25 protein-coding genes and 1 pseudogene are annotated in these 26,504 nt (G+C 68.9%); 18 read left to right on the forward strand and 8 right to left on the reverse strand.

The features are described 5' to 3' along the window. Positions 1–29: 29 nt before the first annotated feature. On the forward strand, positions 30–2,570 hold the full coding sequence (locus tag ACZ6YV_RS03565; protein WP_465508129.1) for a transglycosylase domain-containing protein: 2,541 nt from the start codon (positions 30–32) through the stop codon (positions 2,568–2,570). Positions 2,571–2,641: 71 nt separating this feature from the next. On the opposite strand, the gene ACZ6YV_RS03570 is transcribed toward ACZ6YV_RS03565, so the two are convergent. Continuing rightward, positions 2,642–3,676, reverse strand: coding sequence for a Gfo/Idh/MocA family oxidoreductase (locus ACZ6YV_RS03570; protein ID WP_465508528.1), 1,035 nt, complete (start codon positions 3,674–3,676; stop codon positions 2,642–2,644). A gap of 69 nt (positions 3,677–3,745) precedes the next feature. Here ACZ6YV_RS03570 and ACZ6YV_RS03575 point away from each other — a divergent pair, with 69 nt between their 5' ends. Both ACZ6YV_RS03575 and ACZ6YV_RS03580 read left to right on the forward strand, forming a co-directional pair. Continuing rightward, positions 3,746–4,834, forward strand: a complete 1,089-nt coding sequence (locus tag ACZ6YV_RS03575; RefSeq protein ID WP_465508130.1) for an ROK family transcriptional regulator — start codon at positions 3,746–3,748, stop codon at positions 4,832–4,834. Positions 4,835–4,851: 17 nt separating this feature from the next. Continuing rightward, positions 4,852–6,390 carry a glycosyltransferase family 87 protein gene (locus ACZ6YV_RS03580; RefSeq protein ID WP_465508131.1) on the forward strand — a complete coding sequence of 513 codons (1,539 nt, stop codon included), beginning with the start codon at positions 4,852–4,854 and terminating at the stop codon, positions 6,388–6,390. On the opposite strand, the gene ACZ6YV_RS03585 is transcribed toward ACZ6YV_RS03580, so the two are convergent. The 3 genes from ACZ6YV_RS03585 to ACZ6YV_RS03595 all read right to left on the reverse strand — a co-directional run bounded on the left by ACZ6YV_RS03585 (position 6,347) and on the right by ACZ6YV_RS03595 (position 8,208). Continuing rightward, complete coding sequence (locus ACZ6YV_RS03585; RefSeq protein ID WP_465508132.1) at positions 6,347–6,682, reverse strand: hypothetical protein; 336 nt, start codon at positions 6,680–6,682, stop codon at positions 6,347–6,349. The two genes, ACZ6YV_RS03580 and ACZ6YV_RS03585, sit on opposite strands and share 44 nt — an antisense overlap. Before the next feature lie 44 nt (positions 6,683–6,726). Continuing rightward, positions 6,727–7,236 (reverse strand): hypothetical protein, encoded by a 510-nt coding sequence (locus ACZ6YV_RS03590; RefSeq protein WP_465508133.1) that lies wholly within the window; start codon positions 7,234–7,236, stop codon positions 6,727–6,729. A gap of 192 nt (positions 7,237–7,428) precedes the next feature. Then, positions 7,429–8,208, reverse strand: a complete 780-nt coding sequence (locus tag ACZ6YV_RS03595) for a deoxyribonuclease IV (protein ID WP_465508134.1) — start codon at positions 8,206–8,208, stop codon at positions 7,429–7,431. A gap of 120 nt (positions 8,209–8,328) precedes the next feature. Here ACZ6YV_RS03595 and ACZ6YV_RS03600 point away from each other — a divergent pair, with 120 nt between their 5' ends. From ACZ6YV_RS03600 to dnaB, 12 genes are all read left to right on the forward strand, one after another. After that, on the forward strand, positions 8,329–9,132 hold the full coding sequence (locus tag ACZ6YV_RS03600; RefSeq protein WP_465508135.1) for a hypothetical protein: 804 nt from the start codon (positions 8,329–8,331) through the stop codon (positions 9,130–9,132). 124 nt (positions 9,133–9,256) lie between these two features. Beyond that, positions 9,257–10,156 (forward strand): hypothetical protein, encoded by a 900-nt coding sequence (locus ACZ6YV_RS03605; RefSeq protein WP_465508136.1) that lies wholly within the window; start codon positions 9,257–9,259, stop codon positions 10,154–10,156. Positions 10,157–10,323: 167 nt separating this feature from the next. After that, the gene (locus tag ACZ6YV_RS03610) at positions 10,324–11,205 is read left to right on the forward strand and encodes a hypothetical protein (protein WP_465508137.1); all 882 of its coding nucleotides are present in this window, start codon (positions 10,324–10,326) and stop codon (positions 11,203–11,205) included. 100 nt (positions 11,206–11,305) lie between these two features. Beyond that, entirely contained in the window at positions 11,306–11,626 is a 321-nt protein-coding gene (gene rpsF, locus ACZ6YV_RS03615) for a 30S ribosomal protein S6 (protein ID WP_174720483.1), read from the forward strand. 17 nt (positions 11,627–11,643) lie between these two features. Beyond that, a complete protein-coding gene (locus ACZ6YV_RS03620; RefSeq protein WP_101611516.1) occupies positions 11,644–12,156 on the forward strand; it encodes a single-stranded DNA-binding protein in 513 nt (170 codons plus the stop codon). 76 nt (positions 12,157–12,232) lie between these two features. After that, positions 12,233–12,481, forward strand: coding sequence for a 30S ribosomal protein S18 (gene rpsR, locus ACZ6YV_RS03625; RefSeq protein WP_005168122.1), 249 nt, complete (start codon positions 12,233–12,235; stop codon positions 12,479–12,481). A 12-nt stretch (positions 12,482–12,493) separates the two neighbouring features. Further along, positions 12,494–12,949 carry a 50S ribosomal protein L9 gene (gene rplI, locus ACZ6YV_RS03630; RefSeq protein ID WP_020632570.1) on the forward strand — a complete coding sequence of 152 codons (456 nt, stop codon included), beginning with the start codon at positions 12,494–12,496 and terminating at the stop codon, positions 12,947–12,949. 165 nt (positions 12,950–13,114) lie between these two features. Next, positions 13,115–13,525, forward strand: coding sequence for a hypothetical protein (locus ACZ6YV_RS03635; RefSeq protein ID WP_378238996.1), 411 nt, complete (start codon positions 13,115–13,117; stop codon positions 13,523–13,525). Next, the gene (locus tag ACZ6YV_RS03640) at positions 13,525–14,133 is read left to right on the forward strand and encodes a DUF3558 domain-containing protein (protein ID WP_465508138.1); all 609 of its coding nucleotides are present in this window, start codon (positions 13,525–13,527) and stop codon (positions 14,131–14,133) included. The genes ACZ6YV_RS03635 and ACZ6YV_RS03640 overlap by 1 nt, the downstream gene beginning before the upstream one ends. 3 nt (positions 14,134–14,136) lie before the next feature. Then, positions 14,137–15,501, forward strand: a complete 1,365-nt coding sequence (locus tag ACZ6YV_RS03645; protein WP_465508139.1) for a PPE domain-containing protein — start codon at positions 14,137–14,139, stop codon at positions 15,499–15,501. Between the two features lie 97 nt (positions 15,502–15,598). Beyond that, positions 15,599–16,396 (forward strand): ESX secretion-associated protein EspG, encoded by a 798-nt coding sequence (locus tag ACZ6YV_RS03650; protein WP_465508140.1) that lies wholly within the window; start codon positions 15,599–15,601, stop codon positions 16,394–16,396. 476 nt (positions 16,397–16,872) lie between these two features. Then, positions 16,873–19,485 carry a replicative DNA helicase gene (gene dnaB / locus ACZ6YV_RS03655; RefSeq protein ID WP_465508529.1) on the forward strand — a complete coding sequence of 871 codons (2,613 nt, stop codon included), beginning with the start codon at positions 16,873–16,875 and terminating at the stop codon, positions 19,483–19,485. A 32-nt stretch (positions 19,486–19,517) separates the two neighbouring features. Here dnaB and ACZ6YV_RS03660 read toward each other — a convergent pair whose 3' ends face one another. Continuing rightward, positions 19,518–20,966 carry a nitrilase-related carbon-nitrogen hydrolase gene (locus ACZ6YV_RS03660; RefSeq protein WP_465508141.1) on the reverse strand — a complete coding sequence of 483 codons (1,449 nt, stop codon included), beginning with the start codon at positions 20,964–20,966 and terminating at the stop codon, positions 19,518–19,520. A gap of 391 nt (positions 20,967–21,357) precedes the next feature. Between ACZ6YV_RS03660 and ACZ6YV_RS03665 the strand changes: the two are divergent. Further along, positions 21,358–21,931, forward strand: a pseudogene (locus ACZ6YV_RS03665) (NADP-dependent oxidoreductase); the annotation flags it as partial. 52 nt (positions 21,932–21,983) lie between these two features. On the opposite strand, the gene ACZ6YV_RS03670 reads toward ACZ6YV_RS03665, so the two are convergent. Beyond that, positions 21,984–23,093 carry an FAD-dependent oxidoreductase gene (locus ACZ6YV_RS03670; protein WP_465508142.1) on the reverse strand — a complete coding sequence of 370 codons (1,110 nt, stop codon included), beginning with the start codon at positions 23,091–23,093 and terminating at the stop codon, positions 21,984–21,986. 71 nt (positions 23,094–23,164) lie between these two features. On the opposite strand from ACZ6YV_RS03670, the gene ACZ6YV_RS03675 reads away from it, so the two are divergent. Further along, the gene (locus ACZ6YV_RS03675) at positions 23,165–23,845 is read left to right on the forward strand and encodes a TetR/AcrR family transcriptional regulator (RefSeq protein WP_465508143.1); all 681 of its coding nucleotides are present in this window, start codon (positions 23,165–23,167) and stop codon (positions 23,843–23,845) included. Here ACZ6YV_RS03675 and ACZ6YV_RS03680 read toward each other — a convergent pair. Then, on the reverse strand, positions 23,837–24,718 hold the full coding sequence (locus ACZ6YV_RS03680) for an aminoglycoside phosphotransferase family protein (protein WP_465508144.1): 882 nt from the start codon (positions 24,716–24,718) through the stop codon (positions 23,837–23,839). The genes ACZ6YV_RS03675 and ACZ6YV_RS03680 overlap by 9 nt on opposite strands. Positions 24,719–24,783: 65 nt before the next feature. Here ACZ6YV_RS03680 and ACZ6YV_RS03685 point away from each other — a divergent pair, with 65 nt between their 5' ends. Next, positions 24,784–25,956: a serine hydrolase domain-containing protein gene (locus ACZ6YV_RS03685; protein WP_465508145.1), complete on the forward strand. Its 1,173-nt coding sequence runs from the start codon at positions 24,784–24,786 to the stop codon at positions 25,954–25,956. 16 nt (positions 25,957–25,972) lie between these two features. On the opposite strand, the gene ACZ6YV_RS03690 is transcribed toward ACZ6YV_RS03685, so the two are convergent. Continuing rightward, on the reverse strand, positions 25,973–26,467 hold the full coding sequence (locus tag ACZ6YV_RS03690) for a MarR family winged helix-turn-helix transcriptional regulator (RefSeq protein WP_465508146.1): 495 nt from the start codon (positions 26,465–26,467) through the stop codon (positions 25,973–25,975). Positions 26,468–26,504: the final 37 nt, after the last annotated feature.

Here is a 26,504-nt window from a genome sequence, read left to right on the forward strand (position 1 = left end):
CACCGACGGAAGGTTCGGAGGACGTCCCAGTGAACGACGATCCCCACGGCGGATGGCCAGGTCAGGACCCTGACCCCGCCCGTCGTCCGCAACGCCCGGCCGGACCGCCCCGCCGCCCCGCCGGAGGACCGCCTCCGGGATACGGGCAGCGACAGGGTCCCGGCCAGCAGGGCCCAGGGCAGGCACCGTGGCAACGACAGGGGGCGCCCCAGCAGGGGCAGCCGCCACCACCGCGACGTTCGCAGCGACCGCCGGTCGCGCCGCAGCACGAGCCGGACCTCATCACGCATCACGAGCACAACGGCACCACTGACCGCGGCTACGACGATCGCTATGAAGAGCCGTACGAAGACGAGCAGTACGCCCCGGAGACCGACGAGAACGGGAAGCCGATCCTCACCCCGGCGCAGCGCAAGAAGCGCCGCTGGCGGCGGGTCCGGCGGGTGCTGCTGGCCTTGTTCTGCCTCTTCGTGGTGATCCCGGCGATCGCGTTCGTGATCACCTACTTCGCCGTCGACGTCCCGTCGCCGCAGGCCATCGCGGCCACGCAGGGCCAGGCGGTGACCTACTACTACGCCGACAACACCGAGATGGGCAAGGACGTCCCCAAGGGCGGCAACCGGCAGATCCTGACGCCGGAGCAGATCCCGGACATCGTCAAGAAGGCCGTGATCGCCACCGAGGACGCCTCCTTCGAGACGAACTCCGGGTTCGACATCGGCGGCATCCTGCGCGCGGTCTACAACCAGGTGACCGCGGGCAAGGGCGGTGGTTCGACCATCTCCCAGCAGTACATCAAGGTCGCCAGCGGGGACGACGAATCGTCGCTCACCCGTAAATGGACCGAGCTCGCCAAGTCGTTCAAGATGAACCAGACGTACGAGAAGAAGGACATCATCTCGGCGTACCTGAACATCATCTACTTCGGTCGTGGCGCGTACGGGATCGAATCGGCCGCGCAGGCGTTCTTCGCCAAGCCGGCCGGCGAGCTGAACGCCTCCGAGGCGGCGCTGCTCGCGGGGCTCATCCAGCAGCCGGGCCGTTCGGAGAACCCGAAGGTCGCGAACGACCGCTGGACGGTCGCGCTGAACCGCATGGTGGAGAACAAGTTCCTGTCCGCCGCGGACCGCGCGAACCTGCAGTTCCCGACGCCGGTGCCGCAGACCGACAAGCAGCAGGCCGGGGTGGTGAACCCGTTCATCCGCGACAAGGTCAAGGAAGAACTGGCCGCGAACGGCATCACCGACGACGTCTATTACACGCGTGGCTACAAGGTCTACACGACCATCGACCCGAAGGCGCAGGCCGCGGCCGAGCAGGCGATCGCCGACGGGATGAAGGGCCAGACCGACGAGAACCTGCTCAACGCGCTCGTCGCGGTCGACCCCAAGACCGGCGGTGTGAAGGCGTATTACGGCGGCCCGACCCTCGTGAAGGGGCCCAACGGCCAAGACCAGAAGGGCCGTGACTGGGCGAACACGCCACAGAACCCCGGCTCTTCGATGAAGCCGTTCGACCTCACCGCGTACATGCAGATGGGCAAGGGCGGCATCAACTCGACGTTCGACGGGTCCAACAACCGGCAGTTCGGCAAGCAGACGATCCGGAACGCCGGTCCCGGCAGCTCGTGTTCGGCGCAGTGCACGGTGTCCGAGGCGATGCAGCGGTCGGCGAACACGGTGTTCTACGACATGGTCGTGAACGTGACCAAGCCGGGGCCGGTGGCGCAGGCCGCCAAGGACGCCGGGGTCAAACCCGCCCCCGACGGCACCTCCGAACTGTTCGGCGACAACAACATCGCGCTCGGCGGTGGCAAGACGGCCGTCACCCCGGAGGACATGGCCGCCGCGTACGCGACTTTCGCGGGCGAAGGCCAGCGACGGGACAAGCACTTCATCGTCAAGGTGACCAACTCGCAGGACGAAGCCGCGTACTCCGCTCCCGAGGAGGCGAAGTCGGCGTTCGCCGACGACTCCGACAAGAGCAAGCAGATCGCGGGCAACGTCACCGAGGCGCTCAAGGGTGTCATCCCGTTCTCGAAACTCAAGTGCCCCAACGGCCACGAGTGCGCGGGCAAGACGGGAACCCAGCAGCACACCTACCGATCGGGCGAGCCCAATTCGGCGAAGGACTCCAACTCGCAGACCTGGATGGTCGGCTACACGCCGTCGATCTCGGCGGCGGTGTGGGTCGGCGGTGACGGCGACAAGGCGCTGAAGGGCAAGAACGGCAAGGCGATCTTCGGTTCGACGATCGCCGGGCCGATCTGGCAGAAGTTCCTTTCGCTGTACCTGAACGGCAAGTCGGGGGAGCGCTTCGACAAGGTCAAGATCATCGGCGGGGACGACAACAACACCATCCCGTCGACGCAGACCCCGCCGGAGGAGAACGACGACCCGGGCGAGACCGGCACGCCGTCCACCGGCCCGTCGACCGCCCCGTCGTCCTCGCGGAACGAAGAGAATCCGCCGTCGAGCTCGAAGAACCCGCCGTCGTCCAGTGAGAACAACGGCGAAGAGGGCGGTAACGGCCCCGGCCGAGGTGGCGGGGGCAGAGGCGACAACGGCTAGCTCCGTCCAAGTACATGAAGGCCCCCTTCCTTGCGCTAGACGCAAGGAAGGGGGCCTTCATGTACTTGGGGCTAGAGGGTGACGACGCGCCGTTCGGAACCGGCGAGGTGAGCGGCCTCGATGACCCGGAGCGCTTCGACGGCGGAGGCGGGATCGACCGGGAAGTCGCCCTTGCCGAGGAGCGCGTCGCGCACCTGCCCGTAGAAGTCCTCGTAGCGGCCGACCTCGGTGGGCACGGTCTCGACGTCGTCGTTCACGCCGAGGACGCCGGCGTCCGACGGCGGTTCCACGGCCCAGCCGGGATCGCCGGGGCGCAGCCCGTCCTTGATCTGGGGCTCCTGGACGTCGAGGCCGTACTTCGTGAACGTCGCCTTGTCGCCGAGCACGCGGAACCGCGGGTTCCGGGTCCCCGCGAGCGCGGACGCCCACAGGTGCGAGCGCACGCCGTTGGTGTGCTGGAGGGCGACGAAGACGTCATCGTCGACGGACACCCCGGCGCGGCGCTTGTCGACCTCCGCGTAGACCTCGGAGACCGGGCCGAACAGCTGAAGCGCCTGGTCGACGATGTGCGCGCCGAGGTCGTAGAGCAGCCCGCCGGCCTCGGCGGGGTCGCCGAATTCACGCCAGTTGTCCCGCGGCTTCGGCACCCAACGGTCGTAGCGGGACTCGAAGCGGAAGACGTCGCCGAGGCGTCCCGCGTCGAGGAGCTTCCGGACGGTGAGGAAGTCCGAGTCGAACCGGCGGTTCTGGAACACCGTCAGGCCGACGCCCTTGGCCTTCGCGGCCTCGACGACCTTCGCTGCTTCGTCCGCCGTCGGCGCGAAGGGCTTGTCGACGACGACGGGCAGGCCCGCCTCGATCGCGCGGAGCGCGAGAGGGACGTGCGTGCGGTTCGGCGTGCTGATGACGACCAGATCCAGCTCGCCCGCCTTCGCGAACAACGCGTCCGCGTCCGGCAGCACGTCGGCGGCCGGATAGTCGGCGCTGGCCTGCCCGACCCGGTCCGGGTTCGAGGTGACGATCGCGGCCGGGGTCAGCCCCGGCGTCGCGTCGACCAGCGGGGCGTGGAAGACGCGCCCGCCGGTGCCGTATCCGAAGATCCCCACTCGCAAGTCAGCCATACCCCATTAAACAACAGTGTTGCGTAATCAGCCAGTCATGGCAGGATGCGCGCTATGCCGGAGACCGGGGTCAATCTGCGCGGGCTGCGCCAGCACAACCGAACGCTGCTGCTCACGCACATCCTGCGCGCGGGCGGCCTCAGCCGCGTCGAACTCGCCGAACGCACCCGGCTCACCCAGCAGGCCGTCTCGAAGATCGTCCCCGAACTGCTCGAAGCCGGCCTGCTGGACGAAGAACGCCAGCCCGCGTCCGGGGTCGGCAAGCCGCGCACGCTGCTGCGCGTGCGCGCGAGTGCCCGGCACGCGCTCGGCGCCCAGCTCGACAGGGACTCCTTCCGGGTACTCATGACCGACCTGACCGGGAAGGTCATCGCGTCGCAAGGCGGGCCGCTGACCCCGGGATTCACCCCCGACCAGGCCGTTTCCGCCATCGGCGAGGCGACCGAAGCGCTGCTAGACGGCGTCGAGCGAGAACGAGTGCTCGGCCTCGGCGTCGGCTCCGTCGGCCCGCTCGACCACCGCCTGGGGGTGGTCCGGGACGCCACGAACATGCCGGGCTGGCACCACGTCCCCCTGCGCGACCTGCTCGCGAAACGCACCGGGCTACCCGTGCGGCTCGACAAGAACACCAACGCCGCCGCCTTCGCCCAGCACTGGCCGGAGGGCGACCAGGCCGCCACCGCCGTCGTGCTCGTCGGCACCGGGATCGGCGTCGGCCTGCTGATCGACGGCAGGCTGTACCGCGGACCGAGGACCAACGCGGGCGAATTCGGGCATACGACGCTCGCCTTCGACGGGCCGCGCTGCGCGTGCGGGCGCCGCGGCTGCGTCGAGGTGCTGCACAACGCGGCCGCGACCACCGAAGAGGCGGCCGGTCTGCTGGGGATCGGGCTCGCCGACCTCGTCCAGGTCCTCGACCTCGAGCGTGTCGTACTGACCGGGCGTTCGGTGCGCGCGGAGCCCGAGGTGTACCGCGACACGGTCGCCGCGCGGCTGCGGGAACTGCTGCCTTTGCCGCACTGGCAACGGATCCAGGTCGATCTCGACGAGATGGGCGACGACGTCGTCGCGTTCGGCGCGGCGGCCGAGGTACTCGCCGGGTTCTACGACAGCGGCGATATCACCGGGTGGTCACCCGGATAGGCGCTAACATCCGCCACGTGTCCGACCAGACGACCCAGCCCGAGGCTCCGCTCTCCCTCACCCCCGGCGAGCGGGTCATCCCGAGCTGGAACGAACCCCTCGTGGCCGCGGCCTCCCGGCCGATCGGCGGACCGCTCGGCGAACACGCGGCCGTGGGACGGCACTGGTTCTGGTCACCGCAGCGGGTCGGGCTGCTGCTGGCCTGTCTCGCGCTGCTGCTCTCGTGGTTCGGCAAGGCGTCCTGCATCCAGGAGTACACCGACGATTCCGGGACGCATCAGCTCGACTGGCGGGCGGGCCGCCCGTTCGTCGCGATGTGCTACTCGGACATCATCCCGCTCTACAGTTCCGAGCGGCTGAACAATCCGGACACCTTCCCGTACGTGACTTCGTGGACCGAGGACGAGGGAACGGCGAAGGAGACCACGCGGTACATGGAGTACCCGGTCGCGACAGGGCTGTTCCAGTGGATCAACGCGAAGCTCGCCGAAGCCTGGCTCTCGGTCGCGGAATCGGGCTGGCTGCCCGGCGCGCTCCCGGTCGCCGTCTACTTCAACATCTCGGCGCTCTGGCTCGCGCTGGCCTGGCTCGTCACGGTGTGGGCGACCGGCCGATCGCTGAAACGCCGTCCGTGGGACGCCGTCCTGGTGGCGATCGCGCCGCTGGCACTGGTACACGTGTTCACCAACTTCGACGCCATCGCGACCGCGTTCACCGCGACCGCGCTGCTCGCCTGGTCCCGGCGGCGGCCCGAGGTCGCGGGGTTCCTGCTCGGCCTCGGCGCCGCGGCGAAGCTGTATCCGCTGCTGCTGCTCATCCCGCTGTTCTTCCTGTGCCTGCGCGCGGGCAAGGTCAAACAGTGGGCGCTCACCGCCGGCCTCGCCGTGGCGACGTTCGTGGTGGTCAACGTCCCGTTCGCGCTCGCGGCGCCGACCGGCTGGTGGGAGTTCTTCCGGCTCAACACCGTGCGCCCGATGGACCCGGACTCGCTCTACAACGTGATCGCCCACTTGTCCGGCTGGGCCGGTTTCGACGGGAAACTCGCCGCGGGCCAGACACCTGCCGTGCTCAACTTCGTCGTCGCGGTGCTGTTCCTCGCCGCCTGCGCCGGCATCGGGTACATCACGCTGAAGGCGCCGCGCCGTCCGCGGCTCGGGCAGCTGGCGTTCCTCGTGGTGGCCGCGTTCCTGCTGACGAACAAGGTGTGGAGCCCGCAGTACTCGCTGTGGCTGGTGCCGCTGGCTGTGCTCGCGATCCCGCGCTGGCGGCTGCTGCTCGGCTGGATGATCATCGACGCGCTGGTCTGGGCGCCGCGGATGATGTACTACCTCGGCGTCGACCACAAGGGCCTGCCCGAGGACTGGTTCCTCGGCACCGTCGTCGTCCGCGACCTCGCGGTGCTGGGCCTGTGCGCGCTGGTGATCCGCGACATCTACCAGCCGCGCACAGACCCGGTCCGCCTCGCCGGGGACGACGATCCGGTGGGCGGATTCCTCGACGGCGCCCCCGACTCTAAGCGCGTTTCAGCACCTCGGGCCCAGGACGCTCCAGCCTGATCCGCTTGCCGAAGTCCTCGGCGCCGAAGTCGTTGATCTGGACGACGACCGCTTCGGGCGAGGTTTCGACGAGGCGGCAGGTGACCCAGCCCTCGCCGTGCTTGACCGACCAGCGGTCGGCGAGGACGGCCAGCCCTTCGGCCTCCAGCAACGCGACGGAGTCGTCGAAGGCGGCGGGCCCGCCGAGCGGGTAGCCGAAAACGGTCAGTGCCTGCCAACGGGTTTCCGGCGCGGGGACGACGTAGCCGACGTGCTCGCCGTCCTGCGCCCGGTACACGGTCCGATTCTTCATGCGGATCAGGTTCGACCCTCCCGTGGCGTGAGGGTCAAGCCGATTCAGCGGACGATGTAGCCGCCCGTGCTCGTCTCGAAGAACGGAACCGGGCCCGTGCACGGCAGGACGTCGTGCTCGATGCCGCCGTAGGCCCAGCTCCAGCCGAGCCGGTCGTGACCACGCGGCACGTCCTGGACCGAGAAGCCGACCCTGCGGCCGACGACGGTGATCGGGAGGCCCGGGATGTCGGCGCGTTCGATCACGCCGGTCAAGATGGCGAGGTTTCCGGCTCGCGAGACGCAGTCGACCTTGCCCTCGAAGTCGGCGACGAGCTTGCCGTCCTTGGTCACGTGATTCACGTGGAACCGGCCCGAGGACTTGCCGGGTTCGCCGAACGCGGCGAAATCGAACCGGACCGGGTCGTTGTCGTAGCCTGGGAACGTCAGCGGTCCACCCGCCGACCCGATAACGGCCGCCCCCGGCGCCGGCGCCGCGTTCGCCTGCGTCGCCCCCAGCGTTGCCGCGGCGACGGCGAGTACGGCGACCGCGGTGATCTTTGCCTTGATGGTCATGACTTTCCCCTTCGGTACCGGGTGTTTCCCGGTCGGGGTCGAGCCTTTCGCGATCGGCGTGCCCGGCCCTCCCGCTGGAGAGGGAACGATCTCCCGCCCGAGTAGCACGGCTGCGGTTGATCGCGGGTCCGGTCGGTCGTGAGTGGCGAATGGCGTTAGAACGCGACTTGCCACTCACGACCCCCGCCGACCTCAGGCGGAGGCGATCCGCTCGCGGAGGTAGGCGATGTCCGCGGCCTGGCCGTCGGCCGGGGTCTCGACGATCACGGGCGCGCCCGCCTCGGCCGCGACGGCGGCCAGCACCTCGGGGTCGATCGTGCCGTCGCCGCCGACGACGTTGGCGTGCCTGTCCCGTGTGGAGCCGAACTCGTCGCGTGAGTTGTTGAGGTGCACCAGGTCGATCCGGCCGGTGATGGCCTTGACCTTCTTGACCGCCTCGGTCAGGTCCCAGCCCGCCGCGTACGCGTGGCAGGTGTCGAAACAGAAGCCCGCGCCGAATTCGCCGACCTTGTCCCAGAGCCGGGCGATCGTTTCGAGGTCGCGGGTCATCGCGCTGTCGCCGCCCGCGGTGTTCTCGATCAGGATCGGCACGGCGAAGCCGCCCTTTTCCTGTTCGCGCTCGAAAAGCTTGCGCCAGTTGACGAGACCTTCTTCGACGTCTTCCGCGGAACCGACGTGACCGCCGTGCACGACGAGCCCTTTCGCGCCGATTTCGGCCGCGCCGTTCGCGTGTTGCGTGACGTTCTTCCGCGACGGGATCCGGATGCGGTTGTTCATCGACGCCACGTTGATCAAGTACGGCGAATGGATGAACACCTCGACCGGCGACTCTTTGATCGCTTCGCCGTGCGGGTGGGGTTTGGGAGCCTTCCAGCCCTGCGGGTCGGAAAGGAAGAACTGGAGGACCTCGGCTTCGCGTTCGGCGACCGCGGAGAGGGGATCGTCGTCGCGGACATGGGCACCGATTTTCATACTGGCAACTTACCTGCGCCGATTTCTCCCCTGCGCGGACCGGATGGTCACGCTCGTGGGGTAGCGTGAGCGCGTTCCGTTAAAACCGCGTTGGGTCTTGAGGGGCGGAGGACGAACTCGATGGGGAAGACTGCCGGGCGGATCACGGCTTGGGGATTCGCGTTTTCGGTCACGGCCGGACTCGCTTTCCCGATGACCGCGATGGCCGCCGAGGGCCCGAATCCGACCCTTTCCGGCGAATGTGACGCCACGCTGCAGAACGGGAAGTCCGCCAACGGCCTCGTTCTCGACGCGGGCGCCCCGCTGAACTCGCCCGAGGCACTGACGGTCGGTTTGGACTCGAAGGCCAAGACCGCCGAGGGCCGGAAGCCGCTGCTTTCGCTGCCGGTCGGCGACTTGGTCAAGACGACAGGCCTGACCGACAACGCGGTCGGCGATCTCGCCGCGAAGGGTCTCTGCACGCCCGCGCAGGGCGCGGTGAACGCGGTCGGCAACCTGACGCAAGGCGTCACCAAGGACGTCCCGCCGATCGTGGACCCGCCGAGCCCGAAGCCGCCCCAGCCCGAGCCCCCGAAGCCCCAGCCTCCGAAGCCGGGGCCGGGCCAGCCCGGCGGTCCGGGCAGTGAACTCCCGGTCGAGACCGGCCAGGGTTCCTCCACCGGCATCGGCGGCGACTCGATCGCCGGCGTCATCAGCAACGCGGCGCTGCTTCCCGGCAACTTCGTCCAGGCACCGGTGATCACCGAGATCATCCCCGGCGAGGTCCCGCCGCCCACCGTCGACGAGAAGGACACCGGCAACGCGCAGGCCGTCCAGGCGCCGATCACCCCGGCCAAGCTGCCGCTGCTGCTCGCGGTGCTGGCGCTGGCCGTCGTCGCCGCGGCTCTGGTCCGCGCCTGGCTGCGGGGCAAACCCGCCGCCTGATCTTCACCGTCAGTGACGCCCGCTTCCACTCGAATGCCTGACCTCTTCGAGTGAGCGGGCGTTACTTGTCTCCATTAGCGTCGTTGGGCAGGTAGGTGACCCCGACGACGGAGGAGTCGAAGGCATGCGCGAACGGACACGGAGGGCGACAGCCCTGGGTGCTTCGGCCTTCATTCTCGCGGGCTCGGCCGCCCTCGCCCTGCCCGGCACGGCCGCCGCCGCCGAGACCAAGACCGCCACCTGCGGCGGATCGGTGAGCGCGAAACCCGGCGACAAGATCCTCGGCAAGACGCCGCTGCTCGGCATCCCGCTCGACCTCGGCCAGGCAGGCCCGATTTCCGGAGTGCTCACGGGCACGATCAACGCGCTGCTCGGCACGGTCTGCAGGGTGACGGTGACCGTGGTGAACGCCGTCGTCGCGCCGGTCCCGGTCATCGGCGCACCCGCCGCGGAGGCGCTGAACGGCGCCGTCACCGGCACCACCCAAGCACTCACCGGCGGCGGCAAGCCCGCCCCGGGCACTCAACCCCAGCCCGGAAAACCCGCTCCTGGCACGCCCGGCAGCGGCGGTCCGCAGACGGGCGGCCCCGGCGGCACCCCGGCGCAGGGCGGTACGCCCGCGGGCGGCGGGATCCCGGCGGCGAACAGCCCGCTGCTGCCCGGCACGTTCACCCCGAACTTCGGCGGCCTGCCGTGGGGCATCAGCACGGGCTACGCCCCGATGCGCGACTACAGCTCCATCCCGATGGCGACGGCCGGTCTCTTCAGCCCGTCGCCCGGTATCCGGTACGGCGGGCAGATCCCGGGTTACGCACCGCAGTTCGGCATCGCCGCCGAGGGTGAAAAAACCGCCGTCGATCCGGACGTCCAAAACGCGGGACAGGCCGAAGCGCTACCTAGTGTGAGCGACGGATTCACTCAGGACGGGAAACTGCCGCTGCTGATCGCCGTCTTGGCACTCTCCGGAGTCAGTGCGGGCCTGGTCCGCACCTGGGTCCTCCGCCGAATGGCCGCTACAAGTTAGTCCTACCTCCATCCATGCCCCCGCCACCACCTCAACGGAGGAGCTTCGCTCCCAGTCCTCCAGTATCTTCTTGGTCACTCCCTCGTTATCCCCGTTGGTAGTGCTTTCCCGCTGGTGAAAACCAGACGCACTGCCTCACGCCCCCACCGACCCGGAGGATCGCGCTCGTGCGGAAGACCACCATCTGGCAGACCACCCGCAAGGCGCTCACCGTCACCGCACTCGCGACCATGGTCACCGGTGGCGCGCTCCTGACGGCGGGCACCGCCTCGGCGGCCACCACGCTGGCGAACGCGTGCAACGGCACCGTCAACGGCGGGATGGGCGACACCGTCGCGATCACCGGCTCCTCGGTCAAGGAACTGGTGCGGGCGGGCGCGAAGGAAGCGGGCACGCTGGCCCTCTACGACGTCGCCGCGAACGACATCGCCAAGGTCAACAAGATCGACATCGGCACGGTCCCGCAGTCGGCGGGCGGCACGGTCGAGGCGAAGGCCATCGGCGCGGCCGTGCGACAGGCGGTCAAGGAGACCAAGTCCTGGGGTCTCGGCCTGAACCCGGACAAGACGCTGGACTCCATCGAGCACAAGGTCACCGGCAGCTGCGGCCTGACCACGGTCGCGACGAACTACGTCGCTCCCACGCTGCCGAACCCGGGAACGACCGCCCCGCAGCAGGGCGGCACCGGCGGAGCCGCGAACGGCGCTCCCTCGAACGGGAACCTGCTGCCCGGCGGCAGCAACGGCACCGGCTACGCCCCGCCGCGCGAGTACGGCAACCTGCCGGTCGCGCAGCCGGGTGTCGCGGTGGCGCCGGGCGTGCGTTACCCGGCCAACAGCCCGCTCCCCGGTGAGGGCGCCCCGCAGTACGGCACCGACGGCCAGGCCGGACAGGGCCCCGACGTCCGCAACGCGGGCAACGCCGAAGCGCTCGCGACCGACGGCATGCCCGGCGGCGACGTCCAGCTGCCGATGCTGCTCGCGGTGCTCGTGCTCGCCGGCGTGACCGCCGCGCTGGTCCGCACCTGGGTCCTGCGCCGCGTCGCCTGACCTGAGGCGAAGGCGCCGAACGCCCCCAGGTACGCTTACCTGGACAAACCCTCCTGCCACGGACAGTCCGTGGCCGCGAGCCCATAGGAGGTGAGTGGTTGTGTCACGCCATTACGAGGTAATGGTCATCCTTGACCCCACGCTCGACGAGCGCACGGTCGCCCCCACGCTGGACACTTTCCTCAACGTCATCCGCACTTCGGGCGGAAGCGTCGAGAAGGTCGACGTCTGGGGCCGTCGCCGGCTCTCCTACGAGATCAAGAAGCACGCCGAGGGCATCTACGCGCTCCTCGACCTGAACTCCAGCTTCGAAGCGGTGAAGGAGCTGGACCGTCAGCTCTCGCTGCAGGAGACCGTGCTCCGCACCAAGGTCATGCGCCGCGAGATCAAGCGCGCCGCTGCCGTCGCCGCCAAGGCCTGAGCCGAAGGACTTTCCCGATGGCTGGAGACACCGTCATCACGGTGATCGGCAACCTCACGTCCGACCCGGAGCTTCGCTTCACCCCTTCCGGTGCGGCGGTCGCGAACTTCACTGTCGCGTCCACCCCGCGCACGCTGGACAAGCAGTCCGGTGAGTGGAAGGACGGCGAGGCCCTGTTCCTGCGCTGCAACATCTGGCGTCAGGCGGCCGAGAACGTCGCCGAGTCGCTGACCCGTGGCGCGCGAGTCGTCGTGCAGGGGCGCCTCAAGCAGCGGTCTTTCGAGACCAAGGAAGGCGAGAAGCGCACCGTTGTCGAGCTCGAGGTCGATGAAATCGGCCCCTCGCTGCGTTACGCCACCGCCAAGGTGAACAAGGTCAGCCGTGGCACCGGTGGCGGTGGAGGCGGCGGCTTCGGTGGAGGCGGCGGTGGTGGCCAGAGCGGCCCGCCCGCCGACGACCCGTGGGGCTCCGCTCCGCCCGCCGGTGGCGGCGGCGGTGGCGGCGGCTTCTCCGACGAGCCGCCCTTCTAGCCAGGCGCTCCACCGCGGGCTTCGGCCCGCGAGTCGCCTCGACACAACCACTACGTAGGAATTCAGGAGTAAAACCGTGGCCAAGCCACCCATCCGCAAGCCCAAGAAGAAGGTCTGCGTGTTCTGCAAGGCCGAGAAGAAGGGCCGCCCGGAGAACATCGACTACAAGGACACCAACCTGCTTCGGAAGTACATCTCCGACCGCGGGAAGATCCGCGCCCGTCGGGTGACCGGCAACTGCAGCCAGCACCAGCGTGACATCGCCATCGCGGTCAAGAACTCCCGCGAAATGGCGCTGCTGCCCTACACCTCGACCGCACGCTAAGGAGGCACGTCAATGGCGAAGATCATTCTCACCACCGACGTCGCCAACCTCGGTGGGCCCGGCGACATCGTCGAGGTCAAGGACGGCTACGCGCGTAACTACCTGCTCCCCCGTGGCTACGCGATCGTGGCCACCAAGGGCGCGGAGAAGAACGTGCGCACGATCAAGCGGGCGCAGGAGAGCCGTCGCATCCGCGACCTCGACCACGCCAAGGAGATCAAGGCGACGCTGGAGGGCCTCGGCGCCATCCAGCTGAGCGGCAAGGCGGCCGAGGGCTCGAAGAAGCTCTTCGGTTCGATCACCACCGGCGAGATCGTGGACGCGATCAAGGCCGCGGGTGGCCCGCTGCTCGACAAGCGCGTCATCGAGCTGAAGGACCACATCAAGACCGTGGGCAAGCACTCGGTCGGCGCCCGTCTGCACCCCGACGTCCGCGTCGACGTGCGGCTCGAGGTCAAGGCCAAGTAGCACCGCTTCGACAAAGGGCGGGACGTCTCCATCACGGAGACGTCCCGCCCTTTGCTTTACGCGGAACCCCACCCGGCCGGACGACGTCTTAGGCTTGACGGGGGATCAGGGCATTATCGAGACTCGACGTCGAGGCACGGGGACTCAAAAGGGGATCTGGAACCAATGGCTTACGACAGCAACGCCGAGCGGAACCGGCAGGAGAAGGTCACGGTGTCCGCACCGGCCAACCCGGACAAGCCTTCGTCGACGTCGGGCGGGGGTGGCGGCGGGTTCGCCTTCGACAAGGACAAGATCGAGGGCATCATCAAGAAGTGGACGGACCTGCAGGTCGAGCTCAAGAAGGACTACCGCGACGCGAACCTGATGGCGAACGTCAAGGCGCCGGGCAAGGAGTTCGCGAGCGGCGACTGGGAGAAGCTGGCCAACCCGTCGGGCAAGGCGTTCCTGGAGCAGAACCAGAAGATGCAGGACTACGTCCAGAACTACATCGATCAGCTGACAGCCGCGAAGCAGAAGATCGCCACGAACGAAGCCGAGACGCAGGCCTCGCTGAACAAGCACAAGGCCGTGTGATGCGCCGTTCCCTCGTTCTCCTCGTCGCGGCCGGTGCGCTGGTCGCCGGCTGTTCGGGCACCAAGAACGGCACCGCCTCTTCGGAGCCGTCCTATACGACCGGGGCCGGTTCCCCGGGCACCACGAGTGCGGCGAACGGCTCGTCCGGCTCCGCGCCGAAGGTGTCGAATCCTCTGAAGACCTCGTCGATCGAGAGCGACGCCTGCGCCGCGCTTTCCGCGGCGAAGCGAGCCGAGCTCGGTCTCGGCGAAGGTGAGCCCGGGACCACGAGTGCCGGGCCTGGCTGTTCGCTCTTCGCCGCCGACGAAAAGCTGAACCAGATCGACATCAGCCCGGTGATCGCGAACAAGAACGGCCTGAGCGACGTCTACGACACGAAGGCCAACAACGAGTACTTCGAGCCGACCGAGGTCGGCGGTTACCCGGCGGTCTACGCCGCGTCGCTCGACCACCGCAAGAAGGGCAAGTGCGGTCTCTTCGTCGGCGTGACCGACCAGCTGTCCGTGAACATCCTGGTGCAGTACGACAGGGGGCCCGGCGCGAGCGATCCGTGCCCGGTCGCGCTCAAAGTGGGGGAAGCGATGATCCAGACGTTGAAGGAGGGCTGACCGATGTTCCTGCTGCCGATCATCGCCGGGTATTCGGCGTACAACCTGGCGACCACGAAATCCGGCGACTTCGAAGCGTCGGGCGGCGATCGCAAGATCGACTGCTACAACATCTGGGAGAAGATCGTCACCGGTCCGGGGACCGGGTCGATCCAGGAGGGGCAGGCCGCGGCGACCCGGCTCAAGGCCGGCTACCAGGACAGGCTGACCACCATCGACAACCTGTCGAAGGAGATGGACGCCGCCTGGACCGGTAAGAGCGCCGAAGCCGCGCAGCAGTCCGGCGCGCATCCGCTGCGGACGTGGATGGACGACTCCGGCAAGAAGCTGGTGGACTCCGACAAGTACCTCGGCGAGCAGAACACCGCGTTCACCACGGTGAAGGCGAAGGTGCAGCAGGTCCCGAAGGACCCGCCCAAGAACAACCTGCTCAACTCCATCACGCCGTGGACCACCGACACCGACCGCTCGATCCGGGACTACAACTCCAAGGGTCAGGCGAACGTCGACGCGTTCAACGAGTACTTCAAGGCCAGTTCCGAGAACGGCAAGGGCCTGCCCACCTACAACAAGATGGAGGGGCAGAAGTCGAACGTCGACGTCAACGGCGGTGGCGGCGACAAGGACAAGGACGGCGGCGGCCAGGGCGACCGCAACGGGAACAACGGCATGCCGGGCATCTCGACGCCACCCGGTTCGATGCCGCCCGGCGGGATGCCGAACGTCCCCGGTTCGAACATGCCGGGCATCGGTTCCCCGGGTGCGAACATGCCCGGCGCGAACCTGCCGGGCAGCAACCTGCCCGGGTCGAACCTGCCTGGTTCGAACCTGCCCGGGTCGAACATGCCGGGCGCGAACCTGCCCGGCGGGCAGTACAACCCGAACCTCCCCGGCAGCAACTACAAGCCGCCGTCCTGGGACGACGGGACGAACGCATCCGGCTTCACTCCGCCGAAGATCCCCGGCGCCGGCGGCTTCGGCCCGGGTGGCGGCGGAGGCGGTGGCGCCGGATTCGGCGGCGCCGACATCCCCGGTGCGGGCGGCTTCGGCCCGGACGGCGGCTTCGGCCCCGGTGGTGGCGCCGGATTCGGCCCCGGTAGCGGGAGTGGCTCGGCCATGCCGGGCAACGCGGGTGCGATGGGCGGCGCCGGTATGGGCGGCGGCGCGGCAGGCGCCGGTGCCGGTGCCGGAGCGGGTCGCGGCGCGGGCGGGATGATGGGCGGCGGCATGGGCGGTATGGGAGCCGGTGGCGCCAAGGGCAAGGGCGGCGAAGACGAGGAGCGCAGCTCCAAGTTCCTCGTCGGCGACGACCCCAACGACATCTTCGGAACCGACGAGCTCACCGCTCCGCCGGTGATCGGGGAGTAGTACCTACAGCCAGGCCGGGCGCGTGCCAAGATTGGTACCGCGCCCGGCTTGTCCTGTCACGGGCTGGACGAACAAGAACGACTAGGGGGCAGTTCCGGTGCTGGACAAGCAGGTCACGATCACGACCGGCACCCTCATCACGCTGATCCGCCGCCGGGGCGGCGAGCCGCACACGATCCTGTCGGAAACCCCGACCTGGTACGACGAGGGCGCGCAGCGGGCCGAGGACGAGCGGACCAACGAAGAGCTGGCGAGCCAGGGCCTGTTCGGCCCGCGGGGCCTGCACCCCGGATTCAAGGCGACGCTCGAAGCGATCGCCAGACCGTCGCTGGAGTACTACGGCTGGGTCGACGGCGGATTCGACGGCAAGGCGCTGAGCTTCACCCTGCTCGCGGGGAGCACCGGCGGCGAAGGCTTCGTGCTCGCCCGCCACAGCGAGCACGACGGCGTCGCGCTCGCCTCGGTGCGGCCCGAAGAACTGCTCACCGAGTTCCTCGACCAGATCCCGAAGCTCGCGCCTGGACGCGGGCGTCCGGTCGCCGTCCCGAAGAGTCAGATCGAGGCTCCGCGCTCGTCGTCGACGGCGCAGGACGACGGCTTCGAGGTGCTTCGCAGCGGGCGGCAGAGCGCCGGCAGCCAAGAGGCGGACGAGCTTCGCCGCATCCTCACGCTCCGCCGTTTGGGGAGCGGCAGCCTGTACGTCGCCGCCCGCGGCCGGAGCGGCGCGCGGCAGCGGATCGAACGCCCGGTGAACTACATCGATACGTCCGAGGGCCGGTGGCTGACCGAGGAGATACCGGGGAGTGGCGAGCCGAGGATCGCCTTCACACCCGCCGACCAGCAAGTTCTCGGAGAACGACTACGGAGCGCACAGGGCAGGTTGTTCGCCTCCTGAATTCCGAGCCGTTCAGCCCGTCGGGTCACCCCTCTACTCTCCGTGGTATTCATCCACAGGGCACCCCTGTGCGCTGCCGTGCGACACGCCGAACGACGAGTTTCGCTCGACACGCCGCACAGAGTTGAATTAAGTTCTCCACAGTGTCTCCACAGGGTCTGACCAGCACTTTTGTCAGACCACCCCGCCGTTGCCCACAAGTTGTACACAGGCTATAGGCCACCTGTGAAGGGTTGCCCGCAGTCATCCCCAGGTTATCCACAGGGCGGTCCCCAGGCGAAATTGCGCTGGTCCTTTCGAGGGGCCTACCGTGCCCGCCGGGCCGGTACGCACAGTTGCGTCCGTCCGGCCCGGAAGGTGAACAAAAGGGGAGCGCCGAGAGTCGCGGGAGGGGCGGACGGGCGCGAGCGGGACGACCGGGGAAAATCTGGCATAATCGAACGCGTGTTCGATGTCTTGAGGAGGTGGCAGCATCGGTGGCGCTGACCGACGACCGTAATCCGGCGTACTCGGAGTCCGACCCGGGTCCCAGCGACCCCGGTCCGCGCGGCGGCGAATACGACCGTCAGCCGCCGCAGGACATCGCGGCCGAGCAATCCGTGCTCGGCGGCATGCTGCTGTCGAAGGACGCCGTCGCCGACGTCATCGAGGCCCTCGGGCCCGACGACTTCTACCGTCCGGCGCACCAGGCGATCTACGACGTCATCCTCGACCTCTACGGGCGAGGCGAACCCGCCGACCCGATCACCGTCTCGGCCGAGCTGGAACGCCGCGGCGAACTCGGCCGAGTCGGCGGCGCCCCGTACCTGCACACCCTGATCGCGACGGTGCCCACGGCGGCGAACGCCGGGTACTACGCGGAGATCGTCTCCGAGAAGGCGGTGCTGCGGCGCCTGGTCGAGGCGGGCACGCGGATCGTGCAGTACGGCTACGGCGCGGCCGCGGCCGACGGCGCGAACATCGACGAGGTCGTCGACCGCGCGCAGGCCGCGATCTACGACGTCACCGAGCGGCGCACCACCGAGGACTACGTCGCGCTGGAAGAACTGCTCCAGCCGACCATGGACGAGATCGACGCGATCGCTTCGCGCGGCGGGCAGTCGCAGGGCATCCCGACCGGGTTCGCGGACTTCGACGATCTGACCAACGGCCTGCACCCGGGGCAGATGATCATCGTCGCGGCGCGTCCCGGTGTCGGGAAGGCACTCGCGCTCGACACCCCGCTGGCCACCCCCGACGGCTGGACGACCATGGGCGAAGTCCAGCCCGGCGACCGGCTGATCGGTGCGAACGGCCGACCGACGACCGTGGTCGCCGCGACCGAGGTCATGGACGGCAGGCCTTGCTACGAAGTCGAGTTCTCGGACGGCACGGTGATCCTCGCGGACGCGGAACACCAATGGCTGACCGACACGAGGGCGTCCCGCCGTTCGACGAGCGGCCCGGAGGTACGGACGACGGAAGAGCTGGCGGCCGCCCTGCGATGCGAGACCGCGGATCGGCGCGCCAACCACTCTGTCGGGACCACGGCTCCGCTGCAGTTGCCTGAACGCGATCTCCCGCTTCACCCCTACGCGCTCGGAGCCTGGCTGGGTGACGGCCACTCGGCCAGTGCGCGCTTCACCACGGCGGATCCGGAGATCATCTGCTATCTGGAAGCGGAAGCCGGGCTTCTGGTGGAACGGCGCGGCGAACTGTCGTACACGCTGCGGCTGGTCCCCCCGGACCCGGTGGACTACCGGCGTTGCGAGGTATGCGGAGAACCGTTCGTTCCCCAACCCTCCCAAGTACGGACGTGCGGCCGTTCCTGCGGCGGCAAGGTGCGTTTCCGGAGTTCTCCGGTGCCCGCGCCGACCTGCCCCGACTGCGGGCACCCGTCGTCAGGTATGCGCCTTTGCCAGACCTGCCGCAACGAACACGGCAGCGTGCAGGCGATTCTTCGCACGATGGGCGTACTCGGCGACAAGCACATCCCGGTGGACTACCTGCGTGCGTCCGTCGAACAACGCCGCGCGTTGCTGGCCGGGCTGCTCGACACGGACGGCACCGTCAACCATTCCGGCGCGGTCCAGTTCGCCGTGACGAGCAAGGTGCTCGCCGAACAGACCCGGGAACTGATCATCAGCCTCGGCTACCGCTGCGCTCTCACGACCAAGAAGGTCAAGGGGCACAGCGAGGAGACCTCGACGGCGTACATCCTCGGCTTCACCACCCAGGATCGGGTGTTCTGGCTGCAGCGCAAGCACTTGCTGCAGAAGGAACGGCTCACCAACGTCCGTGTCCGCCCCCACCTTCGCTACATCGTGGACGTCCGCCCCGTGCCGTCCGTTCCGGTGCGCTGCGTGGAAGTCGACGCGTCGGACCATCTGTATCTGGCCGGACGGTCGATGGTCCCGACCCACAATTCGACGCTCGGGCTGGACTTCGCCCGTTCGGCGTCCATCAAACACGGTCTGACCAGCGTAATCTTCTCGCTGGAAATGAGCAGGACCGAGATCGTCATGCGCATGCTCTCGGCCGAGGCTCGGATCCGGCTGGCGGACATGCGCGGTGGCAAGATGTCCGACGACGACTGGACGCGGCTCGCGCGGCGGATGAGCGAGGTCTCCGAAGCGCCGCTGTTCGTCGACGACTCGCCGAACATGACGATGATGGAGATCCGCGCGAAGGCCCGGCGGCTCAAGCAGCGCAACGACCTCAAGCTCGTCGTCCTCGACTATCTGCAGCTGATGAGCTCGGGCAAGCGTGTCGAGTCGCGGCAGCAGGAAGTCTCGGAGTTCTCGCGGCAGATGAAGCTGCTGGCGAAGGAGATCGAGGTCCCGGTGATCGCGATCAGCCAGCTGAACCGTGGTCCCGAACAACGGACCGACAAGCGCCCGATGCTGTCCGACCTCCGTGAGTCCGGCTCGCTGGAGCAGGACGCCGACCTCGTCATCCTGGTCAACCGACCCGACGCCTGGGAGCGGGACGACCCGCGGGCGGGCGAGGCGGACCTGATCATCGCGAAGCACCGTGCCGGGCCGACGGCGACGATCACCGTCGCGCACCAGCTGCACTACAGCCGCTTCGTCGACCTGACGCACGACTAGGGCGTGTTCAAGCGCCGCGGCCACGGCGCTGCTCATGCACTTGGTGCTGAGGCTCCGGGGAATGGTCTGCGGATCGCGAATGCGGTCGCGGCCAGCGCCATCGCCATGCACAGCCAGGCGAACCAGTCGCCCAGCCGGCTGTAGGACGTGGGGCTGACGCCGCTGGGCACGTCCGCGATCGCTACGGCGAACGGCCTGCTGCCGGTGCGGTCCTCGGCGAGCACTCTGCCCCACGCGTCGGCGACGATGGTTCTGCCGTCGGTGGCGGCCCAGGCGACGGCCACGCCGTTCTCCACGCCGCGCAACACCGCGGTCCTGCTGTGCTGCCAGCCGTCGACGTCTTCGTCGTCGGCGGGGACGGCCACCAAGGACGTGCCGGCCAGCGCGTAATCCCGGCTTGGCGCGGGGAAGTTGACGTCCATGCAGTTCAGCAGGCCTACGCCGGTGGGTAGCTGCGCCAGCTTGTCGCCCGGTAGCGTGTTGGGAGAGCCGCCCACGTGCCACTTGCGGAATACCGCGGGAGGCCCGCCGCCAGCCGGAATGCCCAACACGGTGTTGTACTTGCCACCCTGCGCCGACCTCACGATCGCGCCGACCACGACATCAGCGCCCTTAGCCTCGGCGGCCTGCCGGAACGGCGCCAGCACAGCGTCCATAGCTGCCTCGTCAACCGCGAACACCGCCTCCGGCAACACCACCAGCCGGACACCGGCGGGCAGCGCCGCGATCTGATCCACATAGGACTGGATGACTTCCTTTCCGGCAGGGCCAATGATGTCGGTCGCCCATTTGTTGGCTGTTTGGGCTATGGCGGCGACACGCCACCTGGACACCGTCGAGTCCGGCTGCCGCGCCGCTCCGAACCCCAAGGCGGCCACCAGCAACAGCGCCACCACGACGCCGGTGCGCAGCCGCGCCGCAGTGGCGATCCCGGGTGCGAGCACCGCCGCGGCCGCGGAGGGCACAAGCAGTACCAGGAATTCCACCCCCCACCACCCTGTCACGGCGGCGGCCTGGATCACGATCGGCAGATCAGCCTGTGTCGTGGCAAGCGTTCCCACGACACCTACCGGGCTGGTCAACGACAACAGATACAGCCCACCTACCCAAACAGCCGGCGCGGCGCACGCCGCCGTCAGCGGACGGCCGCGCACCACCAACGCCCGGAACAGCGCAACGGCAAGCATCAGCAGCAAGGAGAAGCCAAAGACGATCACGGGCACCATCGGCAGCGGGATCGAGTCCGACCTGAGGAAATACGACCAACTGTTGGCGGTGCCCAGCACGGCGGCGGTGAACGCGACGACCAGCGCCACCCGGCCGCTGACCCGCGACGCCAGCAACAGCACCGGCAGCGGCGCCAACCACGTCAACGCGGGAATCGGCGCCGGCCCGGTACCCAGATAGAGCATTACCGCCGAGCACACCAACGCGCCCACAGCCACCACCGCGCCGTGCCGCCGCCCGCCGTCCACCGCCATGCCAGTCTCCCGGACTCGAGTTCTCCTTACCCAGGACGAGCCTGACGACCCGCCAGCGACAACACACTGGCGCCGGCCACCGGACCCACCCTGGGGCAGGCCCTACCGAAGGAACGACACGACAATGAGACTGATCTTGGGTGCCACCTCATGAGACAGATCTGAAACCCGCAGGTCAAAAAGATCGACATGTCATCGGCGGCGAGACCCTACAGTTTCACAAGTCTGTTCGATGGGCTTCGTGATCCAGGTGGTTCCTGACGGTGCGGGCGGATCGGCCTCGTACCGGGTCGTACTCGGCCGCGTCCGCCCGTGCCGTCAGGGACCACCTGGGCGCGAAGACCGCGAACATGACTTGTGAAACACGCCCTAGCCCAGGAAGTTTGCAGGGGCGTCGGCGTTGCCTGTCGTCGGGCTGACAGCGTGGCAGGGCCTCGTCGACCTCGGCGGCGTGACCGAGGGCGACCGCGTCCTGGTCCACGGTGGTGGTGGCGGGGTCGGCCACGTCGCGATCCAGATCGCGAAATCGCTCGGCGCGCATGTGGTCGCGACCGCCGGCGGGAGCAAGCGGGAGTTCGTCGAGGGAACTCGGCGCCGACGAGGTGATCGACTACACGACGGTCGACTTCACGGAATCGGTCCGCGACATCGACGTGGTGCTCGACACGCTCGGCGGCGACACCGCCGAGCGTTCACTCGACGTGCTCCGCCCCGGAGGTCATCTGGTGACAGCGGTCGCCGAGGAGGATCGGGGGCTCGCCGCCAAGTTCGAGGCGGCCGGCCTGCGCTTGAGCGGCATCGCGGTAGATCCCGATCCGATCGCCCTGAGCCGTCTCGTCGAACTCGTCGAGCAGGGCAGGCTGCGGGTCCACGTGCAGGAGACGTTCCCGTTCGAACGGGTCGCCGACGCGCACCGGCTGCTCGACGGCGGTCACCTCCAGGGCAAACTCGTCCTCACCATGTGATCCCGGTGTGTTCGGGCCCGCACTGGTCCGACCGACGCGGCTATGCGGAACGTCAGTCCGGCTGGAAGAACGCGAGCATCTTCCGGGCGGCGTCCGGCGACATCAGCATTTCCTGCACGCGCGCGGACATGCGGGCGGCGGCGCCGGTGCGCTCGAACATCTCGCGTTCGTACTCCTTGACGGCGGTGGGGAAGTCGTCCGGGTGCGCGGCCAGCGCCAGAGCGAGCCGGGCGCCGTCGAGCAGGGCCATGTTGGCCCCCTCGCCCACCGGCGGCATCAGGTGCGCGGCGTCACCGAGCAGCGTGACGTCCGGCGCCGGATCCCAGGTCAGGCCGAGCGGCAGGGTGAAGAGAGACCGCGGCACGACCGTGTCGTCGCAGGCCTCGATCAGCGCGATGAACTTCGAGTCCCAGCCCGAGAGCAGTTCGATCAGCCGCGCCTTGGCGGCGGCCGGGTCGTCGAACGGGATCCCGCTGGTCGCGAGCCAGTCCTCACCGGTGTTGTAGAAGCCGATGCCGATGCGGACGCGGCCGTCGCCGTTGCGCTGCGCCCCCATGGACAGCCCGTCGCCGAACACCCAGTAGTTGCCGCGGCCGACCATCGCCGCGAGGCCGGGGTGCGTGCGGTCGATGTCGGGGATGCCGATCTCGACGACGTTCTGGCCGAGATGCGCCGGACGGACGTCGGTGAGCAGCGCCCGGACCCGGGAGTTCGCGCCGTCGGCGCCGACCAGCAGGTCGTACGTCGCACTGCTGCCGTCGCCGAAGCGCACCACGCCGTTTTCCGCGGATTCGTACGCGTGCCCCCAGCGCACCGTGCCCTCGGGGAGGGCGTCCAGCAGCAGGTCACGCAGGTCGGCGCGGTCGACTTCGGGCCGGGCCAGTGGAGCGTCGTCGGGCGTGTCCTCCTGTAGCAGCAAGGTGCCGTCCGATTCGAGAAGCTTCATGTCCTGGCCCTCGCCGCGAGCGATCGCGAAGAACTGGTCGATCAGGCCTGCCTCGCGCAGGGCCGGCTGGCCGGAGTGGATGTCGAGCATGCCGCCCTGGCCGCGTGCTTCGCGCGACGCTTCACGTTCGTAGACGACGGACTCGATGCCGTTGACGTGCAGAACCCTGGCGAGAGCCAGGCCGCCGAGGCCCGCTCCGATGATGGCGATGGTCATGGTTACCACTCTCTCGATACACCGTATTGATCAATACACTGTATCGCGCGATGCGTTGTATTGTCATCGGCATGTTGGTGTGGGAAAGGCCGGAGCCGCCGAGTCGACCGGCGCTGGCCCCGCTGAGCCGGGAGCTGATCGTGGGGACGGCGATCCGGCTGGCCGACGCGGACGGCCTGGACGCGGTGTCGCTGCGCAAGATCGCGACCGCGCTGGACGTCGGCCCGATGCGGCTCTACGGCTACATCGACAGCAAGGACGAGCTCCTCGACCTGATGGTCGACGCCGCCCACGCCGGGATCCGGCCCACCGGGGAAGGCTGGCGGGAGACGCTGCGGTCCTTCGCCGAAGCCATGCGGCACGCCGTTCAGGAGCACGAATGGCTCGCCGACCTCCTGGGCGGCCGTCCGCGGCTCGGACCTCAGACCATGGCCGGTTCGGAGGCCGTGATGGCCGAGCTGAACGACCTCGGCGTCGACGCGATCATGCCGGTGGTCGCCGCTGTCAACGCTTACACGATCGGCGCGGTGCGGCGGGAGATCGCCGAACGGCGGGCCGAGCGGGCCACCGGGATGGACGAGAAGCGCTGGCAGGCCGAATTCGGGCCCTATCTGACGCGGGCCTTCGCCTCCGGCGAGTTTCCGACGCTGGCCACGGTGGTGCGCGACGCCGTCCACCTCGACACGGACGAGACCTTCCGGATCGGGCTCGACTGCCTGCTCGACGGCATCGAAGCCCGCCTCTCACGCTGACGCGCGCCCGAGCGCGGCCCGGCCCGCCGGTTCCCAGGTCGGCTTGCCCCCGGGGAGCCCGAGCCTGCCGTTGCGCCCGATGGCGATCAGGTTCAGCGCGCGCAGGACGGCCCAGCCACGGGCCCGCGCGATCGTCGCGTCGTCCGCGACCTCGTAGGCGTCGAAGAACCGGCTCGCCGCGCCCTCGGGCAGCAGGATCCAGGCCGCGGACAGGTCTGTCGCGGGGTCGCCCGAGCACATGTCGCCGAAATCGATCACCCCGACGAGCGTCCCTTGCCGCACGATCACGTTCGCGGGGTGCAGGTCGCCGTGCAGCCAGAGCGGCGCCCCGTCCCACGCGGGCGCGGCGACGGCCTTCTCCCAGATCTCCCTGGCGCGATCGGCGCCCGCCTCGCCGGCGATGACCTCCAGCGAACCGGTGAACCCGTCCAGCAGCGAAGCCAGGGGAAGGCCGCGTGTCGCGCTGACCGGCGCGTCCGCGGGCGCCTGCCGGTGCAGTGCCCTGAGGAAACCCGCGAGCGTCTCGGCCGCGTCGGCGTGGGTGATCGGCGCGCGGTCCGCCGGATCGCCGTCGACCCAGCGCGTGATCGTCCAGGTGTGCTCGAACAGGGCCGAAGGTTCGCCGACGCGCACCGGGACCGGCGTCGGCAACGGCAGGCGGCGAGCCAGCACGGGCAGCCATTTCTGCTCGCTGCGCAGCAGACCCGGAGCGCGCTCGGAACGCGGCAGGCGGACGGCCAGCTCCGATCCGAGCCGCCACTGCCGGCTGTCCCAGCCGCCTTCGACGTCGCGGAGCTCCAGCTCCGCCAGATCCGGATGCTGTTCCCGCAGCAACGCGCGTACCAAACCCTGCTCGAACCTGACCTCGTCCATGATCGAGGCTCCCATGTCAGCGCCATGGCCGTCCCGTGTCAGCGCGACCCGCGAACGTAGTCGCCATGACCAAGTCACTGAAGACCTTCCGCCGGACCGGCGTCACCGTGCTGGCGGCCGCACTGCTGACAGGCGTGGCCGTCCCGGCGGCCTCCGCCGGACAGGACCGCCCGGAACTGCGGCAGGCCGTCCAGGAGTTCGTCGACAACGGGTACGCCGGGATGCAGCTGCGCGTCCGCGACGAGCGGGGCGAATGGACCGGCAGTGCCGGGGTGCGCGAGCTGGGCGGGACCGCGAAGCCGTCGACCGACGGGCACTTCCGGGTCGGCAGCACCTCGAAGAACTTCACCGCGACCCTGGTGCTGCAGCTGGTGGCCGAGGGCAGGATCGGCCTCGACACCCCGGTGGCGGGTGTCCTGCCCCGTTTCGGCTTCGACCGGCGGATCACCGTGCGCATGCTGCTGCAGCACACGAGCGGGCTGTTCAACCACACCGGCGAGCTCTTCCCGGACGGGTCGATCAAGCCGGGGATCCCCTGGAGCGGCCAGGAATGGGTGGACAAGCGCTTCCACACCTACCAGCCGGAGGAGCTGGTCCGGCTGTCGCTGTCCAAGCCGCCGCGGTTCGAGCCGGGCGCGAGCTGGAACTACTCCAACACCAACTACGTCGTGGCCAGGCTGCTGGTCGAAGCGCTCACCGGCCACTCCTTCGCCGACGAACTGGACCGGCGGATCCTGCGGCCGCTGAGGCTGCGGGACACCTTGTCGCCGGGCAGCTGGTCGGGCATGCCCAAGCCGTACGCCCACGCCTACTACACCTATGACGACGCCGGTCAGCAGAAGACGCTCGACGTCACCCACCAGAACCCGTCGTGGATCTCCAGCGCCGGGGACATGATCTCGACGACCAAGGATCTCCAGACGTACTTCTCGGCGCTGCAGAGCGGCAAGCTCCTCCCCGCCTGGCTGATGGCCGAGATGCGCAAAACGCACCCGAAGAGCGAAAGCCTCTTCGGCCGCTACGGTCTCGGACAGTTCGTGCAGGACCTGGGGCCGGGCTGCGTGGGCACCGTCATCAGCCACAACGGCAGCAACAACGGCTACGCCGCACTGATGTACAGCACGCCCGACGGCAGCAAGACGATGACCGCCTCGGTCACCTCGGGGGCCACCGCCGCCGACGCGAAATTCCCGGAGGCGCTGAACAAGCTCCTCAAGACGGTGTTCTGCGGCAAGTGACCGTGACGGCCGGCGGTCATCCGCCGGCCGTTTCGTCGTCGAGGTGCGCCAGCCGTGAGGTGAGGTCGTCGACGAAGCGATCGAGGAGGCGGCCGAAGGTCTTGCGGTCTTCCGGCGGCCAGTCGGTCATCGCGTCGCCGAACCAGCCGAGGATCGTCCGCAAGTACTTGTCGGGGATCGCTTTCCCCTCCGGCGTCAGCTCGATCAGGCGCGCGCGCTGGTCATCCGGGTCCGCGACCCGGATGACCAGCCCTTGCCGTTCAAGGGCGTTGAGATGCCGGGTGACATGCGGCCCGACGACCTTCATGCGGTCGGCGATCTCCCCGACCCGCAGCGGCCGGTCGGCCATGTGCAGCGTGACCAGCACTGTCATCGCGGGCCGGTCGAGGGTGATCTCGGCCCGTTCCATCGCCCGTTCGACCAGCTGACTGCGGTTGAGCACGGTGCCGAGCTGCGTGAGCCGGGGGAGTACCGCCATCAGGTCGAGCTCCGGGGATCCTGTGTCGTCCATCACACCTCATAAAGATACCTAAGTTAGGTATATAGTT

The organism is Amycolatopsis sp. NPDC102522 (genome assembly GCF_055584485.1).

Excerpts from the sequence above, each read along its gene's own strand:
- ACZ6YV_RS03635 (WP_378238996.1), top strand. The coding sequence starts at position 13,115 with ATGGCTTACGACAGCAACGCCGAGCGGAACCGGCAGGAGAAGGTCACG.
- ACZ6YV_RS03680 (WP_465508144.1), bottom strand. The coding sequence starts at position 24,718 with ATGGACGAGGTCAGGTTCGAGCAGGGTTTGGTACGCGCGTTGCTGCGG.
- ACZ6YV_RS03670 (WP_465508142.1), bottom strand. The coding sequence starts at position 23,093 with ATGACCATCGCCATCATCGGAGCGGGCCTCGGCGGCCTGGCTCTCGCC.
- ACZ6YV_RS03690 (WP_465508146.1), bottom strand. The coding sequence starts at position 26,467 with ATGGACGACACAGGATCCCCGGAGCTCGACCTGATGGCGGTACTCCCC.
- ACZ6YV_RS03640 (WP_465508138.1), top strand. The coding sequence starts at position 13,525 with ATGCGCCGTTCCCTCGTTCTCCTCGTCGCGGCCGGTGCGCTGGTCGCC.
- ACZ6YV_RS03585 (WP_465508132.1), bottom strand. The coding sequence starts at position 6,682 with ATGAAGAATCGGACCGTGTACCGGGCGCAGGACGGCGAGCACGTCGGC.
- ACZ6YV_RS03575 (WP_465508130.1), top strand. The coding sequence starts at position 3,746 with ATGCCGGAGACCGGGGTCAATCTGCGCGGGCTGCGCCAGCACAACCGA.
- ACZ6YV_RS03590 (WP_465508133.1), bottom strand. The coding sequence starts at position 7,236 with ATGACCATCAAGGCAAAGATCACCGCGGTCGCCGTACTCGCCGTCGCC.
- ACZ6YV_RS03605 (WP_465508136.1), top strand. The coding sequence starts at position 9,257 with ATGCGCGAACGGACACGGAGGGCGACAGCCCTGGGTGCTTCGGCCTTC.
- ACZ6YV_RS03595 (WP_465508134.1), bottom strand. The coding sequence starts at position 8,208 with ATGAAAATCGGTGCCCATGTCCGCGACGACGATCCCCTCTCCGCGGTC.
- ACZ6YV_RS03600 (WP_465508135.1), top strand. The coding sequence starts at position 8,329 with ATGGGGAAGACTGCCGGGCGGATCACGGCTTGGGGATTCGCGTTTTCG.
- rplI (WP_020632570.1), top strand. The coding sequence starts at position 12,494 with ATGGCGAAGATCATTCTCACCACCGACGTCGCCAACCTCGGTGGGCCC.
- ACZ6YV_RS03620 (WP_101611516.1), top strand. The coding sequence starts at position 11,644 with ATGGCTGGAGACACCGTCATCACGGTGATCGGCAACCTCACGTCCGAC.
- ACZ6YV_RS03645 (WP_465508139.1), top strand. The coding sequence starts at position 14,137 with ATGTTCCTGCTGCCGATCATCGCCGGGTATTCGGCGTACAACCTGGCG.
- ACZ6YV_RS03685 (WP_465508145.1), top strand. The coding sequence starts at position 24,784 with ATGACCAAGTCACTGAAGACCTTCCGCCGGACCGGCGTCACCGTGCTG.
- ACZ6YV_RS03675 (WP_465508143.1), top strand. The coding sequence starts at position 23,165 with ATGTTGGTGTGGGAAAGGCCGGAGCCGCCGAGTCGACCGGCGCTGGCC.
- ACZ6YV_RS03660 (WP_465508141.1), bottom strand. The coding sequence starts at position 20,966 with ATGGCGGTGGACGGCGGGCGGCGGCACGGCGCGGTGGTGGCTGTGGGC.